Here is a 15,622-nt window from a genome sequence, read left to right as displayed (position 1 = left end):
GGATGGAGGGGCTTCAGCTGGACGCCAGCTGGTTGGCCAGGCGCACATAGGCGGCCAGGTCCAGCTGCTCCGGACGCAGCCCCGGGTCGACGTCGGCGGCTTCGATGGCGGCGCTGTCCAGGGTGCCCTTGAGGGTGTTCCTGAGGGTCTTGCGCCGCTGGCCGAAGGCCTCGCGGACGACGCGCTCGAGCAGGACCGGATCGCGCGCCACATGGGGACGCTCGGTGTGGGGCACCAGGCGCACGATGGCCGAGTCCACCTTGGGCGGCGGATTGAAGGCGCCCGGACCGACGTTGAACAGGTGCTCCACGCGGCAGTGGTACTGCACCATGATCGACAGCCGCCCCCAGTCGCCATTGCCGGGCACCGCGGCCAGGCGTTCCACCACTTCCTTCTGCAGCATGAAGTGCATGTCGGCGATGATGTCGGCGAAGCTGAGCAGGTGGAAGATCAGCGGTGTGGAGATGTTGTAGGGCAGGTTGCCCACCACCCGCAGCCGATCGCCGGCGGCGATGCTGGAGAGGTCGTACTTCATGGCGTCACCCTGGTGCAGGGTGAACAGCGGATTGAGGCCGAACTTGAGTCGGAGCAGGGGAATCAGGTCCTGGTCCAACTCGATGACGTCGAGCCGGGCGCCACTGCCGAGTAGGCCTTCGGTGAGGGCGCCCTGGCCCGGCCCGATTTCCAGCAGGCGCTCGCCGGGTCGCCCGTGGATGGCGCGCAGGATGCGATGGATCACTCCGGCGTCGTGCAGGAAGTTCTGGCCGAACCTCTTGCGGGCGCGGTGGTGGTAGAGCTCGGTCATCAGGTGCTCCGGCGCAGGCAGCGAGCCTGCGATTTCAAGACGGCAAAGACCCACCAGTTTAGCAGACCCTTGACCGTCACCGGAGCGCTCAGAGGCTGTTCATAGCCTGCTACGCGTCGGCCAAACTGCGTTGAAAATACCCTGGAAGGCCAGCTCCGTCGGAGATGCTCCTTTACCCTTCGTAAACTCGCCCGCGAGTCCGATCCGCTTCCTCAGGGCTTTTTGCGGGGCCGCGCAGGCCTTGTTTGTCTCTAGCTCGCGAGGTTATGAACAGCCTCTTAAGTCACCGAACGGCGATGGGCCGCCATGCTGTAGGCGGTCTCTAGGGCGACCTTCAGACTGCCGGTATCGATGCGTCCGCTGCCGGCCAGGTCGAGGGCGGTGCCATGGTCGACCGAGGTGCGGATGATCGGCAGGCCCAGGGTCACGTTGACCGCGGCGCCGAAACCCTTGTGCTTGAGCACCGGCAGGCCCTGGTCGTGATACATGGCCAGGACCGCATCGCAGTGCTCGAGGTGCTTGGGCGTGAAGAGGGTGTCGGCGGGCAGCGGTCCGATGAGGTCGAGGCCTTCGGCGCGCAGGCTGTCCAGCGCCGGCTCGATGATCTCGATCTCCTCACGGCCCAGGTGACCGCCTTCGCCGGCATGGGGATTGAGACCGCAGACCAGGATGCGCGGCCGCGCCACACCGAAATAGCGCTGCAGATCGCCATGCAGGATGCGGGTCACGTCCAGCAGTGTCTGGCGATCGATGGCATCGGCCACCTCGCGCAGTGGCAGATGGGTGGTGACCAGGGCCACTCTCAGGCCGGCCGTTGCCAGCAGCATCACCACCTGGGAGGTTTGGGTCAGCTCGGCGAGAAATTCGGTGTGGCCGGAAAAGGCCACGCCGCCGTCGTTGATCACACCCTTGTGCACCGGCGCGGTGATCATTCCGGCGAAGGTGCCGTCGAGACAGCCCTGGCCGGCGCGGGTCAGGGTGTCCAGGACATAGGCGGCATTGGCGGTATCGAGCTGGCCGGTCAGCACCGGGGCACCCAGCGGGGTATCCCAGACATAGAGCGCACCGGCGGGTGCCGGGCGGTCGGGCCAGGCCGTGGGAGCGATCTCGATGAGCTCGATGGCGAGTCCCAGCTCGATCGCGCGAGCGGCCAGGAGGTCACGGCTGGCGATGGCGATCAGGGCGTGGGGCTGGGCCACGCGGGCCAGCAGCAGGCAGAGGTCGGGACCGATACCGGCGGGCTCACCGGGGGTCAGGGCGAAGCGCAGGGCCATGGCGGGCTCCGGAAACAAGAAGGCCGCAGGGGGTGCCTGCGGCCTTGAGGTTACTGCTTGATCTCGACGTAGGCTTCGTCGCGGATCTGGCGCAACCAGGTCTGCAGTTCCTGGTCGTATTTGCGGCTACGCAGGAGATTCAGCGCCTGCTGCTCACGCGCCTGCTGGGTGTTGTCGGTGGCCCGACGGCCCAGGACTTCCAGAATGTGCCAGCCGAAGGCGGTGCGGAACGGCTGCGACAGCTGGTTGACCGGCGAGTTGTTCATCACCTCGCGGAATTCCGGGACCAGGGATTCCGGATTGATCCAGCCCAGGTCGCCGCCATTGAGCGCCGAGCCCGGATCTTCCGAGAAGCTCTTGGCCAGGGTGGCGAAGCTCTCGCCGTTCTGGATGCGCTCGCGCAGACGCGCCGCCAGGCGCTGGGTCTCGGCATCGCTGCGCACGGCATTGGGCTTGAGCAGGATGTGCCGGACGTGCACCTCGTCGACGATGCTGGCCTCGCCTCCGCGCTTCTCCTCCACCTTGAGGATCACGAAGCCGCCGGGTACGCGCACCGGCTGGGTGATGCCGCCGACGCCGACACTGCCGATCAGGCGATCGAAGGGCGGGGGCAGCTGGGCGGCCTTGCGCCAGCCGATCTCGCCACCGTCGAGGGCGTTGTCACCGGCCGAACGGGCGATGGCCAGCTGGTTGAAGTCGGCGCCCTGGCGCAGCTGGTTGTAGGTGTCCTGGGCCTGGCGCGCGGCGGCGTCGAGACCGGCGGTGCCGGCGTTGTCCGCTGCCGGGATCAGGATGTTGGCCAGACGATACTCTTCGGACAGCTGCAGCTTGCCCAGGTCCGAGGCGAGGAAGTTCTGCACCTCCTGCTGGGTGACCTGCACGCGCTGACCGACCTGGCGCTGACGGACCCGGCTGATCATCATCTCGCGGCGGACCTGCTCGCGGGCGGCGTCGTAGGAGAGACCGTCGCGGGCCAGGGCCTTGCGGAAGTCGGCCACGCTCAGGCCATTGCGCTGGGCGATGGTGGCCACGGCCTGGTTGAGCTCCTCGTCGGAGATCTTCACGCCCATGCGCCCGGCCAGCTGCATCTGGATGTCTTCCAGGATCAGCCGTTCGAGGACCTGCTGACGCAGCTCGCTTTCCGGCGGTGCCGCGGCGCCGCGGCGGGTGATGTTCTGCTTGACCTCGTTGAGTCGCTGATCGAGCTGGCTCTGCATGACCACGTCGTTGTCGACGATGGCCACGACCTTGTCCAGCGGAACCACGGCAGCCTGAGCCAGAGGGGAGAGAGCGAGCGCCGCGCCCAGGGCGAGCGGGCGCAGGGCGTTACATAGCTTGGTCTTCACGTTCACGATAGCCTTGAATGCCTCTGTCCAGGAAGCCTTCGGTCTTGCCGCCGAAGACGTTGCCAAGTCCCTTGAGCACGATCTGCAGGAAGATCCCGCGATCGGCTTCGGAACTCTGGGCGGTGTAGAAGACGTCGTCTTCGCTCTTGAGCCAGTAGCGGCTGATCAGGCGCAGCTTCCAGCAGCAGTTGTCGTATTCGAAGCCACCGAAGGCTTCGAGGGTACGGCTCTTGTTGTAGTCGAACTGCCAGCGGGCAATCGCAGACCACTGGGGCACGATGGGCCAGATGAAGGAGATGTCGTGCTGGTCGACCTTGTAGTCGTCGCTGTTGTAGGTGAAGCGGCCGAAGTTCGGATCGAACACCCGGACGTTGTCACGATAGCGATAGCCGACGTTGAGGATCTTGCCCGGCTCGGCTTCCGGCTGGTAGTGGAACATGACACTGCCGGAGTCCGTCTGGTGCAGGGTCGGATCCCAGTTGAATTCGCCATTCACGCGCCAGTCGCGATTGAAGCGATACATGCCGGCCAGGGCATAGGGCGAGCGCGAGGTGGTGGCCTGGGGATTGTCGATGTTCTGCCCCAGGCTGCGGGCGTAGGCCAGGTCGTCCTTGGTCAGGCCGGGCAGCTGCACTTCGCGGTCGCGGAAGTAGAACAGCTGGCCGAAGCTGACGTTGGCGCGCTCGAAGCCGTTGGGCTCGATGAAGCGGCTGGTGGCACCCAGGGCCAGCTGGTTGGCGTCGCCGATGCGGTCGCGACCGGTGAAGCGGTTGTCGCGCCACAGCGAGCTGTAGCTGAAGGTGTATTCGCCGGTATCGAACACCGGCAGATCGTCCTGGTCACGGTTGGGTACGTAGAGGTACTTGGCGCGGGGTTCCAGGGTCTGCTTGCCGCCTTCGCCGAACAGATTCGAGGTGCGGTCGAAGTAGAGGCCACTGTCAAGGCTGAAGATCGGCACCGAGCGGGTCGGGCTGTCGTTGAAGCTGGTCACGCTGGAACCGGCCGCGGCACGACGGCTACCGCCAACCAGCGGCGAGTTCAGGTCGTTCTGGCCGGTGCTGTCCAGATCCAGGTCGTAGCGGGTATAGGCATAGCGCAGCGACGGCGTCAGGAAGCCCCAGGACGCGGTCATCGGGCGGGCGATGCCCGGCTCGACGTGGTAGCGATTGCCTTCGGCGCGGGTCAGGCCGAACAGGTTGACGTCCGGGCGGTTGCGCACGTTGGTGCGGTTGCCGTTGTCGTCCAGGTCGAAGTAGGTGTTGTCGTCGAAGCTGCGGGTGAAGCGCACCGCCTCGGTGTCATAGGTGAAGTCCAGGCCGCCCGGGTTGTAGGGCAGGGCGCCGCTCAGGGTCAGCTGCGGCAGGCGGTTGTAGGGCGTCACGTCGGAGACGGTAGCCAGCTGGTAGGCCTGGGCGTTGAGGCCGGCGACGAAGGTGTCGCCGCGGTAGGTCAAGCGGCCCTGCTGATTGACGTAGGTCGGCTTGTTGATGCCGAGGTCGGTGTCCAGGTCCTGGAAGTAGTAGGGATCGCTGATGCGGGTGTAGTCCACCTCGGCCATCAGGCGCGAATCCAGGCCGCTGCGATTCTTCCAGCCGTACAGCCAGCGGTTGTCGGTGGCTTCCGGTTCGCCCTCGTGCTCCGGGTCGGTGTCCTTGAGGTAGGAGCCGTAGACCTCGCCTTCGCTGCTGCGGGTCAGGTAGCGGAAGTCGCCCTCGGTCTGCAGGCCGTGCTTGGCCATGTAGCGCGGATAGAGGGTGGCGTCATAGTTGGGCGCCAGGTTGAAGTAGTAGGGCGTGGTGATCGCGAAGCCGGTGTCGCTGGAGGTGCTGATCGAGGGCGCCAGGAAACCGGACTGCCGACGGTCGTCGATCGGGAAGTAGATGAAGGGCGTATAGAGGACCGGGATGTCCTTGACCCGCAGCGTGGCGTTGGTCGCGTAGCCGAGGCCGGTGGCCGGATTCAGGGTAACGGTGTTGCCCTTGACCTGCCAGGCGTTGCTGCCCGGTTCGCAGGTGGTGTAGGTGCCATCCTTGAGGCGGATGATGGCGTCGTCGCCACGCTTGGCGTAGAGCGCGCTGCCACGGGCGCGGCTCTGGTGCATGACGAATTCGGCGTTGTCGACCTGGACCTGGCCATTGTCCAGCTGCATGTCGGCCTTGTCGCCGACCATCAGCAGGCCGTTGTCGCGGAATTTGACGTTGCCCTTGAGCTCGCCGCGATTCTCCAGCTGGTGCAGGTTGGCTTCCTGGGATTCCACCTGCATGCCGCCCTGGCGCAGCACCACGTCACCGGCCAGGGTGGCGACCTGCTGCTCCTGCTCGTAGCGCGAGGCCTTGGCGGAGATGTAGGTCGGGGCCTTGGCGGTCGGGGTGTCGTCGTACATGCCCGGACGCTGCGGCTCGACATAGGCACCGCTGCAGTAGGGACCGGTCTCGGCCAACTGGGCCGGGGTCAGCTGATCGCGCGGGACCCAGTCCAGGTGGCTGTAGTCGGCGCTGCGGGACTTGAGGGCGCGGCCCTTGCTCTCGGTGACCAGCACGGCAGCATCGCCCTTGCGCGCGGCGGGCTCCGCCGCGACGCCCTGGGTCTCGCCCTTGCTGGGGCGGGGCGGAATGGCCGCGGTGGGTGCCTGGGTGTTGCACGACCAGCCGCCGCCGGCTCCGGCGCTACAGCTGAACTGCTCGGCGGGGGCGGCGATAAGGGCGGTGACGGGCTGCATGGCGAGCAGGCTGCCGGTTACCAAGAGGGGAAATTTTCTGCGAAACGCGGGGGTTTTCACGGCCATCCTTAAAGTCGTCCTGCACGCCGGCCATTAAGGGGCCGCGGCCTCTCGATGGGCTCAAAAAGATAGCGGATAATAAAACATGACCTGCACATCGGCTAGGGCCGAGGGATCCGCTGTAAATGACTGAAGATGTTCGCTTAAACCAGATAGAAGACTGGCTGACCACCTCTCTACCGGAAATTTTCCGGGAACAGGCCTGGGGCGAGGTGCCCAAGGGTAGCCTGACCGCGGCCAGCAGCGATGCCAGTTTTCGCCGTTATTTCCGCTGGGCGGGCGAGGGCCGCAGCCTGATCGTGATGGATGCGCCGCCGCCGCAGGAGGACTGTCGTCCGTTCGTCCATGTGGCCGCGCTGCTGGCCGAGGCCGGGGTCCATGTACCGCGCATCCTGGCTCAGGATCTGGAGCGGGGATTCCTGCTGCTGAGCGATCTCGGCACCCTGACCTATCTGGATGTGATCAATGCGGCCAATGCCGACGATTATTTCCAAGCGGCCATCGATGCCCTGCTGGCTTTCCAGGGCAAGCAGCCGACGAACGGCAGCCTGCCGCTCTACGACAGGGCTCTGCTCGCCCGCGAGTTGAGTCTGTTTCCAGAGTGGTACGTGGGTCGCGAACTGGACATGACCTTCAGCGCCAGTCAGCTCGAACGCTGGCAGGCCGTCTGCGACCGATTGATCGACAGCGCCCTGGCGCAACCCCAGGTGCTGGTCCACCGGGACTTCATGCCGCGCAACCTGATGCTGAGCACGCCCAATCCGGGCGTGCTGGACTTCCAGGATGCGGTCATCGGGCCGGTGACCTATGACATCACCAGCCTGTTCAAGGACGCCTTCCTCAGCTGGCCGGAGCCGCTGGTGCAGCGCTGGCTGCTGGACTACTGGGAGCAGGCGCGTGCCGCCGGCATCCCGGTGCAGCCCGACTTCGCCGATTTCCAGCGCGCCTCGGATCTGATGGGCGTGCAGCGCCATCTCAAGGTGATGGGCATCTTCGCCCGCATCTGGCATCGCGATGGCAAGCCGCGCTACGTCGCCGATACCCCGCGCTTTCTCGCCTACATCCGTACCGTGGTGGCGCGGCGACCGGAGCTGGCCGATCTCGGCGCCTTGCTCGACGAGTTGCACGCCGCGCGGGTCGACGCATGAAGGCCATGATCCTGGCAGCGGGCAAGGGTGAGCGGATGCGACCGTTGACGCTGAGCCTGCCCAAGCCGCTGATCGAGGTGAACGGCCGGCCGCTGATCGAGCATCACATCCGGGCACTGGCCGCGTCAGGCATTACCGAGCTGGTGATCAATCACGCCTGGCTGGGCGCCCAGCTGGAAGCCGCCCTGGGCGATGGCGGCCCGCTGGGGGTCACCATCCGCTTCTCTGCCGAAGGTGAGCCGCTGGAGACCGGGGGCGGCATCTTTCGCGCGTTGCCACTGCTGGGCAGTGCGCCCTTCGTGCTGGTCAACGGCGATATCCGCACCGATTTCGCCTTCGGCACCCTGACCTTGCCAGCCGGTTGCCTGGCGCACCTGGTGCTGGTCGACAATCCGCTGCATCACCCGGGCGGCGACTTCGGTCTGGTGGACGGGCGGATCACCCTGGATGCCCCGGAAAATCTCACCTACAGCGGCATCGCCGTGTTGCATCCGCAGCTGTTCGCCGAGCGCACGGCCGGGGCCTTCAAGCTAGTGGACGTGTTGCGACCCGCCATTGCCGCCGGACAGGTCTCGGGCCAGCGGCTGGACGGTCGCTGGGTGGACGTAGGCACCCTGGAGCGGCTGGCGGAAGCGGAGCGGCTGTTCGGGACGGCTTCTTGAAGGTCTGGTTCTGGCCGCTGACGGTGCTGGGCTTTCTGGCCGGCTGGGCCGTGGCCAGCATTCCCGGCGCCCTGCTGGTGGCGCTGCTCGCCCATGCCGGTGAGCGCCAGCTGGGGCTGACTTCCCTGGCGGGCTGGAAGGCACGCTGGCAGGGGCGCCCCGGGCGCTTCGAACATCAGGCGCAATTCCAGATGCTCGGTCGTCTGGCCAAGCGCGGCGGTCGGGTGCTGACGGCCCACATCCGCCAGGCCGAAGGCGAGATCGAGCGTCTGGGGCTCGGCGCCGACGACCGCAAGAAGGCCATCGCCGCCTTCGAGCAGGGCAAGGGCGGCACCCTGCCGTCGACGGCCGACCTGCAGCGTCTCAGCGAGCGCAGCGAGGGCATCCTGCGCGCCTGCTGGCGCATGGTCTGGATCAGCGGCAGCGTGCGCCCTGGGGATCGCGACGAGATCCTCGGTTGGGGGCAGGCGATGGGTCTGGCCGAAGCCCAGGTGCTGGCCCTGCAGCCACCGGTGCAGGCGGCGCCGCGCCAGCCCGGCAGCGAAGAGAAGTATCGCAAGGCGCTGCAATTGCTCGGCGTTACCGATGACGCCGACGCCGCCACGGTCAAGCAGGCCTATCGGCGGCTGCTCTCCCGCCATCACCCCGACAAGAAGGCCGGTGCCGGGGCGGGCCAGTCGGCGGTCTATGCCGCTGCCCAGCGCACCGCCGAGCTGCATGCCGCCTATCAACTGATCAAGAGGCGGCGGGGCTTCCGCTAGCGGCCGGTGGCAGGCGATCCAGCCAGGCGCGCAGCCGGCGGACGGTCTGCTCCTGCTCCGCGGAGCGGTCGCCGGGAATCACCGGCAGGTCGATCTGCCGATAGCCCTTGTTGGCCTTTTGCGCCGCGCGCTCCTTGCGCCGTTGGGCGGCCGGTCCGGGTGCATGTACCAGGTCGGCGATCTGCAGATCGGTCTTGCCCATGGTAGCGTCCAGCCGCGGCGGCAGCCCCTGGGGCTCGCGACCATCGATGAGCACCAGTTGCCTGACCTCGGCTGGTTCCTTTTCCGCCAGATAGCGCGCGGCCCAATAGGCGCCGGTGCCGTGGCCGACCAGTACGATGGGGTTGGCGCTCTGTTGCAGTGCCAGGTCGATGCCAGCGGCGATGCGGGCCAGCACCCGGGCGGCCTGGGCATTGGCCGCGGCTTCGGGATCGACCGGCGCGACCGCCGCCTGGGCCGGTTCGCCGCTGCCGGCTTCGGCCTGGGTCGGGGCGGCGGGCGCCGTGCCGCTGCCACCGGTGACCGGCGGTGCCGTCTGCTCGCTGTTGGCCTGGGCGTCGGTGTCTGCCGGGGCGGTATCGCGCTCGATCGCCACCACCGGGTCATAGGGGTCGGGCAGGCTCAGGCTGATGGTCTGCCAACCGTAAGTGGGTAGCTCCTGGCGCACGGGGGCTATCACATTGGGCCAGTCGGCCGATTCGCCGTCGCCCGGCACCAGCACCACCGTCCCGCTGGCCTTGGCCCGGGCGGCGGGCACCAGCAGGGCAAGAAAGGACTCGTCGCCGGCCTGCAGGGTCTTCTGCTGCTCGGCGGGCAGCTGCCGCATCAGCGCCTGCTGCTGCTCCTGACTGCGCGTCAATGCTGGCGCCAGGGCTGTGGGAGCCGCAGGCGGTTCCGGCGCCGGGGTAGGCGCTTCTTCGGCACGCACCGGGGCGGCGAGGCCGAGCAGAAGGAGGCAGAGCGGCAGCAGGGCGGGCGACGACATCGACGGGAATCCTCGACAGGGGCACGGTTGACCCTGGCGAGCCTACCGCCGTTCGCCCCGTCGGGGCAGCGGGAACGCCCGAGCCGCATACGGATCTCCGTTACAATGCCGTCCTCAACCTTCGCCGAGGCTATCCCATGCAACCCTTCGCCATCGCCCCCTCGATCCTGTCCGCCGATTTCGCCTGCCTGGGCGAGGAAGTCGACAAGGTCCTCGCCGCCGGTGCCGACATGGTCCATTTCGACGTGATGGACAACCACTATGTGCCCAACCTCACCATCGGCCCGATGGTCTGCAAGGCGTTGCGCAACTACGGGGTGACCGCGCCCATCGACGTGCACCTGATGGTCAAGCCGGTGGATCGCATCATCGGCGACTTCATCGAGGCCGGCGCCACCGACATCACCTTCCATCCCGAGGCCTCCGAGCACATCGATCGCTCGCTGCAGCTGATCAAGGATGGCGGCTGCCGGGCCGGCCTGGTGTTCAATCCGGCCACCTCGCTGGACGTGCTCAAGTACGTGATGGACAAGATCGACATGGTGCTGCTGATGAGCGTCAACCCCGGCTTTGGCGGCCAGAAATTCATTCCCGGCACCCTGGACAAGTTGCGCGAGGCGCGCGCCCTGATCGATGCCTCCGGCCGGCCGATCCGGCTCGAGATCGATGGCGGGGTCAACGTCAAGAATATCGGCGAGATCGCTCGCGCGGGTGCCGACACCTTCGTCGCCGGCTCGGCCATCTTCGGCCAGGCGGACTACGCCGCGGTGATCCAGGCGATGCGCGCCGAGCTGGCCAAGGCCCGCTCGGTATGAGCGCTCTGGTGCGGCTCGGTGGCGGGCATCCGCCTGCCCTGGTGATGTTCGACCTCGACGGCACCCTGCTGGATTCGGCACCGGACCTGGCCGCCGCGGTGGACGCCATGCTCGAACGCCTGGACCGCGCGCCGGCGGGGCTGGACAAGGTGCGGCTGTGGATCGGCAACGGCGCCCGGGTGCTGGTGCGTCGCGCCCTGGCCGATGACATGCAGCACGACGGCGTGGATGATGCCGCCGCCGACCAGGCCCTGGCGCTGTTCATGGAACTCTATGGCGGCAGTCACGCCCTGACCCGTGTCTATCCCGGCGTGCTGGACAGCCTGGCGCTGCTGCGCACCCTGGGCGTGCGCCTGGCGGTAATCACCAACAAGCCGGAGCGCTTCGTCGCGCCGCTCCTGGCCGACATGGGCCTGGGTGGCTTCGACTGGATCGTCGGCGGCGATACCCTGCCGCAGCAGAAGCCGGACCCGGCCGGCTTGCTGTGGGTCATGCAGCAGGCCGGCGTGGTGGCCGGCCAGGCCCTGTTCATCGGCGATTCGCGCAACGACATCCGCGCCGCCCGTGCCGCGGGGGTGCGCTGCGTGGCCCTGAGCTATGGCTACAACCATGGCGAGTCCATCGCCCTGGAGCAGCCGGATCTGGTCGTCGACGATCTGCGCGAGCTGTTCATCTAGCACGCCGAGGTGGCCGGCCGGTTGCCATGCCGCGCCGGCTAGGCTACCGTGGCCCTTCAACCCCCCGCCTCAAGAGCAAGAGATCGCATCGTGGTGGTCACCCGCACAGGCTCCTCGCGAGCATGGATGAAAGTCATCAAGGCCCTGGCCCGTTGGCGCTGGCGCGCCTGATTTCGTCCTGGCCGGTATCTGACCGGCGCGCTGTGCACCCGACCTTTCGTTTTCCTCGCCACGAGGCTGATCATGACCCGCGACGATTTCCTGCGCCTGGCCGCTCAAGGCTATAACCGCATTCCCCTGGCCTTCGAAACCCTGGCCGACTTCGACACCCCGCTGTCCATCTACCTGAAGCTGGCCGACGGCCCCAATTCCTATCTGCTGGAATCGGTGCAGGGCGGCGAGAAATGGGGGCGTTACTCCATCATCGGCCTGCCGTGCAGCCGTGTCCTGCGCGTCCATGGTCATCGCGTGGTGGTCAGCGATGCCGGTCGCGAGGTCGAGGTGATCGAGCACTGCGACGATCCCCTGGCCTTCGTCGAAGCCTTCAAGGTGCGCTATCGCGTGCCGACGCTGGACGGCCTGCCACGCTTCAACGGTGGCCTGGTGGGCTACTTCGGCTACGACAGCGTGCGCTACGTCGAGCGGCGCCTGGCGGCCTGCCCCAATCCCGATCCGCTGGGTACGCCCGACATCCTGCTGATGGTGTCCGATGCCGTGGTGGTGTTCGACAACCTGGCGGGCAAGATCCACGCGATCGTGCTGGCCGATCCGGACGAGGCCGACGCCTTCGACGCCGCCCAGGCGCGTCTGGCCGACATCCTCGACCGCCTGCGCCAGCCCATCGTGCCGCGCCGCGGCCTGGATCTCGCCGCCCCGGCCGGTCCGGAGCCGAGCTTTCGTTCCAGCTTCAGCCGCGAGGATTTCGAAGGCGCGGTGCAGCGCATCAAGGACTACATCCTGGCCGGCGACTGCATGCAGGTGGTGCCCTCGCAGCGCATGTCCATAGCCTTCCAGGCGGCGCCCATCGACCTCTATCGGGCGCTACGCTGCTTCAACCCAACGCCCTACATGTATTTCTTCAACTTCGGCGACTTCCATGTGGTGGGCAGTTCGCCCGAGGTCCTGGTGCGGGTAGAGGACGGCGATATCACCGTGCGTCCCATTGCCGGGACCCGTCCGCGTGGCGCCACCGAAGAAGCCGATCTGGCCTTGGAACGCGATCTGCTGGCCGATGCCAAGGAGCTGGCGGAGCACCTGATGCTGATCGACCTGGGGCGCAACGACGTGGGCCGGGTCTCCACCACCGGCAGCGTGACCTTGACCGAGAAGATGGTCATCGAGCGTTATTCCAACGTGATGCACATCGTCAGCAACGTGACCGGTCGGCTCAAGCCCGAGCTGAGCGCCATGGACGCCCTGCGCGCCATCCTGCCGGCCGGCACCCTGTCCGGCGCGCCGAAGATCCGTGCCATGGAGATCATCGACGAATTGGAGCCGGTCAAGCGGGGCATCTACGGCGGCGCCGTGGGCTACCTGGCCTGGAACGGCAACATGGACACCGCCATCGCCATCCGCACCGCGGTGATCAAGGACGGCGAGCTGCACGTGCAGGCCGGGGCAGGGATCGTCGCCGACTCGGTGCCGGCGCTGGAGTGGGAAGAGACCCTCAACAAGCGTCGCGCCATGTTCCGCGCCGTCACCCTTGCCGAACAGTCCGTCTGAGGAATCCGCCATGCTGCTGATGCTCGATAACTACGATTCCTTCACCTACAACCTGGTGCAGTACCTGGGCGAGCTGGGCGCCGAGGTCAAGGTGGTGCGCAACGACGAGATGCCGGTCGAGGCACTTGAAGACCTGGCGCCGGAGCGCATCGTCGTCTCTCCCGGTCCCTGCACGCCCAACGAGGCGGGCATCTCCCTGGCCACTCTGGAGCGCTTCGCCGGCAAGTTGCCGGTGCTGGGCGTCTGCCTGGGGCACCAGAGCCTGGGCCAGGCCTTTGGCGGTGAGGTGGTCCGGGCCCGCGAGCCGATGCACGGCAAGACCAGCCCGGTCTACCACAACGGCGAAGGCGTCTTCGCCGGCCTGCCTAATCCCGTTACCGTGACCCGCTACCATTCGCTGGTGGTCAAGCGCGAGACCCTGCCCGAGTGCCTGGAGATCACCGCCTGGACCCAGCATCCGGACGGCAGCATGGACGAGATCATGGGCCTGCGGCACCGCGAATTCATGATCGAGGGGGTGCAGTTCCACCCCGAATCCATCCTTACCGAACATGGCCATGACCTGCTGGCCAACTTTCTCCAGCAGCAGGGAGGGCGGCGCTAGATGGACATCAAGCAGGCCCTGAATCGCATCAGCGGACAACTCGACCTCAACGTCGCCGAGATGCAGGCGGTGATGCGCCAGATCATGACCGGTGGCGCCGACGAGGCGCAGATCGGTGCCTTCCTCATGGGCATGCGCATCAAGAGCGAGACCATCGACGAGATCTGCGGCGCGGTCAGCGTGATGCGCGAGCTGGCCACCCCGGTGGTGCTGCCGAGCCTCGATCACGTGGTCGACGTGGTGGGTACCGGTGGCGATGGCGCCAATATCTTCAACGTCTCCTCCGCCTCGGTGTTCGTGGTCGCGGCGGCGGGCGGCAAGGTCGCCAAGCACGGCAATCGCGCGGTGTCCGGCAAGAGCGGCAGCGCCGATCTGCTGGAGGCCGCCGGCATCTACCTGGAGCTGACTCCGGCGCAGATCGCCCGCTGCGTCGAGCAGGTGGGCGTCGGCTTCATGTTCGCCCAGTCGCACCACAGCGCCATGCGTCACGCCGCCGGGCCGCGCCGCTCGCTGGGGCTGCGCACCCTGTTCAACATGCTCGGTCCCCTGACCAATCCGGCCGGGGTCCGGCACCAGGTGGTCGGGGTGTTCAGCGCCGCGCTGTGCCGGCCGCTGGCCGAGGTGCTGCAGCGCCTGGGCAGCCACCATGTGCTGGTGGTGCACTCCCGCGACGGCCTGGACGAATTCAGCCTGGCCGCGGCGACCCAGGTCGCCGAACTCAAGGACGGCAGCATCAGCGAATACCAGGTGCTGCCGGAGGATCTGGGCATCAAGAGCCAGACCCTGGTCGGCCTCACCGTGGACGGCCCCGAGGCCTCCCTGGCGCTGATCCGCGACGCCCTCGGCCGGCGCAAGACCGAGGCCGGGCAAAAGGCTGCCGACATGATCGTGCTCAATGCCGGCGCGGCGCTCTACGCCGCGGATCTCGCCCACAGCCTGCACGAAGGGGTACTCTTGGCCCACGACGCGCTCTACAGCGGCCTGGCCCGGGAAAAGCTGGACGAGCTCGCCCATTTCACATCCGTCTATCGCGAGGAGGGTCGCCCGTGAGTGTGCCAACCGTGTTGCAGAAGATCCTGGCCCGCAAGGCCGAGGAGATCGCCCGGCTCAAGGCTCGGACCAGCCTGGCCGAACTCGAGGCCCAGGCCCGTGCCGCCGACGCCCCGCGCGGCTTCGCCCGCGCCCTGCAGGCCCAGGTGGCGCGCAAGGAGGCAGCGATCATCGCCGAGGTGAAGAAGGCCTCGCCGAGCAAGGGTGTGATCCGTGAACACTTCGTGCCGGCCGAGATCGCCCACAGCTACGCCCTGGGCGGGGCCACCTGCCTGAGCGTGCTCACCGACGTGGACTTCTTCCAGGGTGGCAACGCCTATCTGCAGCAGGCGCGCGCCGCCTGCCAGATGCCGGTGATCCGCAAGGACTTCCTCGTCGACCCCATCCAGGTGGTGGAAGCCCGGGCCATCGGTGCCGACTGCATCCTGCTGATCGTCGCCGCGCTGGACGACGGCCTGATGGGCGAACTGGCCGCCACGGCCAAGGACGTCGGCCTGGACGTACTGGTCGAGGTGCATGACGGCGCCGAGCTGGAGCGCGCCCTGACGGTGCTGGACACCCCGCTGGTGGGGGTCAACAACCGCAACCTGCACACCTTCGAGGTCAGTCTGGAAGCCACCCTCGATCTCTTGCCGCGTATCCCCCAGGATCGCCTGGTGATCACCGAGAGCGGCATCCTCAATCGCGCCGACGTGGAGCTGATGGAGATCAACGAGGTACGCGCCTTCCTGGTCGGCGAAGCCTTCATGCGCGCCGACGAGCCGGGTCAGGAGCTGCAGCGTCTGTTCTTCCCGGATCGCCGGTTCCCGCTCAGAGACGCCTGAGGCGCCGGTCGTTCGCATAAGGCCCCGGGGATAACCCCGGGGCTTTTTTCTTTCCGCAGGGTGATCCATGTCGACTCGCGCCCACCCCGGGTGGCGGGAACGACCTCCGTGTGCCCGCTGCCGACGCAGGGCTTTGTTTCCATCGGAATAAACCCGGTTAATGGCCTCCG

The 15,622-nt window shown here is 67.2% G+C and carries 14 protein-coding genes; 9 read left to right on the top strand and 5 right to left on the bottom strand.

From position 1 onward, the window contains the following. Positions 1-13: 13 nt before the first annotated feature. The 4 genes from rsmA to AABM56_RS21040 form a co-directional block, all read right to left on the bottom strand. The gene (gene rsmA / locus AABM56_RS21055; protein WP_133861946.1) at positions 14-805 is read right to left on the bottom strand and encodes a 16S rRNA (adenine(1518)-N(6)/adenine(1519)-N(6))-dimethyltransferase RsmA; all 792 of its coding nucleotides are present in this window, start codon (positions 803-805) and stop codon (positions 14-16) included. A 278-nt stretch (positions 806-1,083) separates the two neighbouring features. Further along, positions 1,084-2,079 carry a 4-hydroxythreonine-4-phosphate dehydrogenase PdxA gene (pdxA, locus tag AABM56_RS21050; protein ID WP_133861945.1) on the bottom strand — a complete coding sequence of 332 codons (996 nt, stop codon included), beginning with the start codon at positions 2,077-2,079 and terminating at the stop codon, positions 1,084-1,086. 50 nt (positions 2,080-2,129) lie between these two features. Beyond that, entirely contained in the window at positions 2,130-3,425 is a 1,296-nt protein-coding gene (locus AABM56_RS21045; protein WP_187981267.1) for a peptidylprolyl isomerase, read from the bottom strand. After that, positions 3,406-6,210: an LPS-assembly protein LptD gene (locus AABM56_RS21040; protein WP_133861944.1), complete on the bottom strand. Its 2,805-nt coding sequence runs from the start codon at positions 6,208-6,210 to the stop codon at positions 3,406-3,408. Before AABM56_RS21040 ends, AABM56_RS21045 begins: the two co-directional genes overlap by 20 nt. Positions 6,211-6,329: 119 nt before the next feature. Between AABM56_RS21040 and AABM56_RS21035 the strand changes: the two genes are divergently transcribed. The 3 genes from AABM56_RS21035 to AABM56_RS21025 are packed head-to-tail and all read left to right on the top strand — an operon-like array spanning position 6,330 to position 8,775. Next, positions 6,330-7,352 (top strand): aminoglycoside phosphotransferase family protein, encoded by a 1,023-nt coding sequence (locus tag AABM56_RS21035; protein ID WP_263259359.1) that lies wholly within the window; start codon positions 6,330-6,332, stop codon positions 7,350-7,352. Beyond that, complete coding sequence (murU, locus tag AABM56_RS21030) at positions 7,349-8,014, top strand: N-acetylmuramate alpha-1-phosphate uridylyltransferase MurU (RefSeq protein WP_133861942.1); 666 nt, start codon at positions 7,349-7,351, stop codon at positions 8,012-8,014. The genes AABM56_RS21035 and murU overlap by 4 nt, the downstream gene beginning before the upstream one ends. Beyond that, positions 8,011-8,775, top strand: a complete 765-nt coding sequence (locus tag AABM56_RS21025) for a DnaJ domain-containing protein (RefSeq protein WP_133861941.1) — start codon at positions 8,011-8,013, stop codon at positions 8,773-8,775. The genes murU and AABM56_RS21025 overlap by 4 nt, the downstream gene beginning before the upstream one ends. Here the strand turns inward: AABM56_RS21025 and AABM56_RS21020 are convergent. Continuing rightward, positions 8,750-9,760 (bottom strand): alpha/beta hydrolase family protein, encoded by a 1,011-nt coding sequence (locus tag AABM56_RS21020; protein ID WP_263259360.1) that lies wholly within the window; start codon positions 9,758-9,760, stop codon positions 8,750-8,752. The genes AABM56_RS21025 and AABM56_RS21020 overlap by 26 nt on opposite strands. Before the next feature lie 137 nt (positions 9,761-9,897). Here AABM56_RS21020 and rpe point away from each other — a divergent pair, with 137 nt between their 5' ends. The 6 genes from rpe (at position 9,898) to trpC (ending at position 15,452) form a co-directional block, all read left to right on the top strand. Further along, the gene (rpe, locus tag AABM56_RS21015; RefSeq protein WP_133861939.1) at positions 9,898-10,575 is read left to right on the top strand and encodes a ribulose-phosphate 3-epimerase; all 678 of its coding nucleotides are present in this window, start codon (positions 9,898-9,900) and stop codon (positions 10,573-10,575) included. Continuing rightward, positions 10,572-11,252 (top strand): phosphoglycolate phosphatase, encoded by a 681-nt coding sequence (locus AABM56_RS21010; RefSeq protein ID WP_133861938.1) that lies wholly within the window; start codon positions 10,572-10,574, stop codon positions 11,250-11,252. The genes rpe and AABM56_RS21010 overlap by 4 nt, the downstream gene beginning before the upstream one ends. 243 nt (positions 11,253-11,495) lie before the next feature. Next, positions 11,496-12,974 carry an anthranilate synthase component I gene (gene trpE, locus AABM56_RS21005; RefSeq protein WP_133861937.1) on the top strand — a complete coding sequence of 493 codons (1,479 nt, stop codon included), beginning with the start codon at positions 11,496-11,498 and terminating at the stop codon, positions 12,972-12,974. 10 nt (positions 12,975-12,984) lie between these two features. Then, a complete protein-coding gene (locus AABM56_RS21000) occupies positions 12,985-13,578 on the top strand; it encodes an aminodeoxychorismate/anthranilate synthase component II (protein WP_158891520.1) in 594 nt (197 codons plus the stop codon). After that, the gene (gene trpD, locus AABM56_RS20995) at positions 13,579-14,628 is read left to right on the top strand and encodes an anthranilate phosphoribosyltransferase (protein WP_017640366.1); all 1,050 of its coding nucleotides are present in this window, start codon (positions 13,579-13,581) and stop codon (positions 14,626-14,628) included. Beyond that, positions 14,625-15,452 (top strand): indole-3-glycerol phosphate synthase TrpC, encoded by an 828-nt coding sequence (trpC, locus tag AABM56_RS20990; RefSeq protein ID WP_263259362.1) that lies wholly within the window; start codon positions 14,625-14,627, stop codon positions 15,450-15,452. Before trpD ends, trpC begins: the two co-directional genes overlap by 4 nt. The last annotated feature ends 170 nt before the right edge of the window (positions 15,453-15,622 follow it).

This window comes from Pseudomonas aestiva, from assembly GCF_039908605.1.
Lineage (GTDB): Bacteria > Pseudomonadota > Gammaproteobacteria > Pseudomonadales > Pseudomonadaceae > Chryseomonas > Chryseomonas aestiva.
The sequence above is the reverse complement of the archived record's forward strand: the minus strand, read 5'-3'. Positions and strand labels throughout refer to the sequence as shown.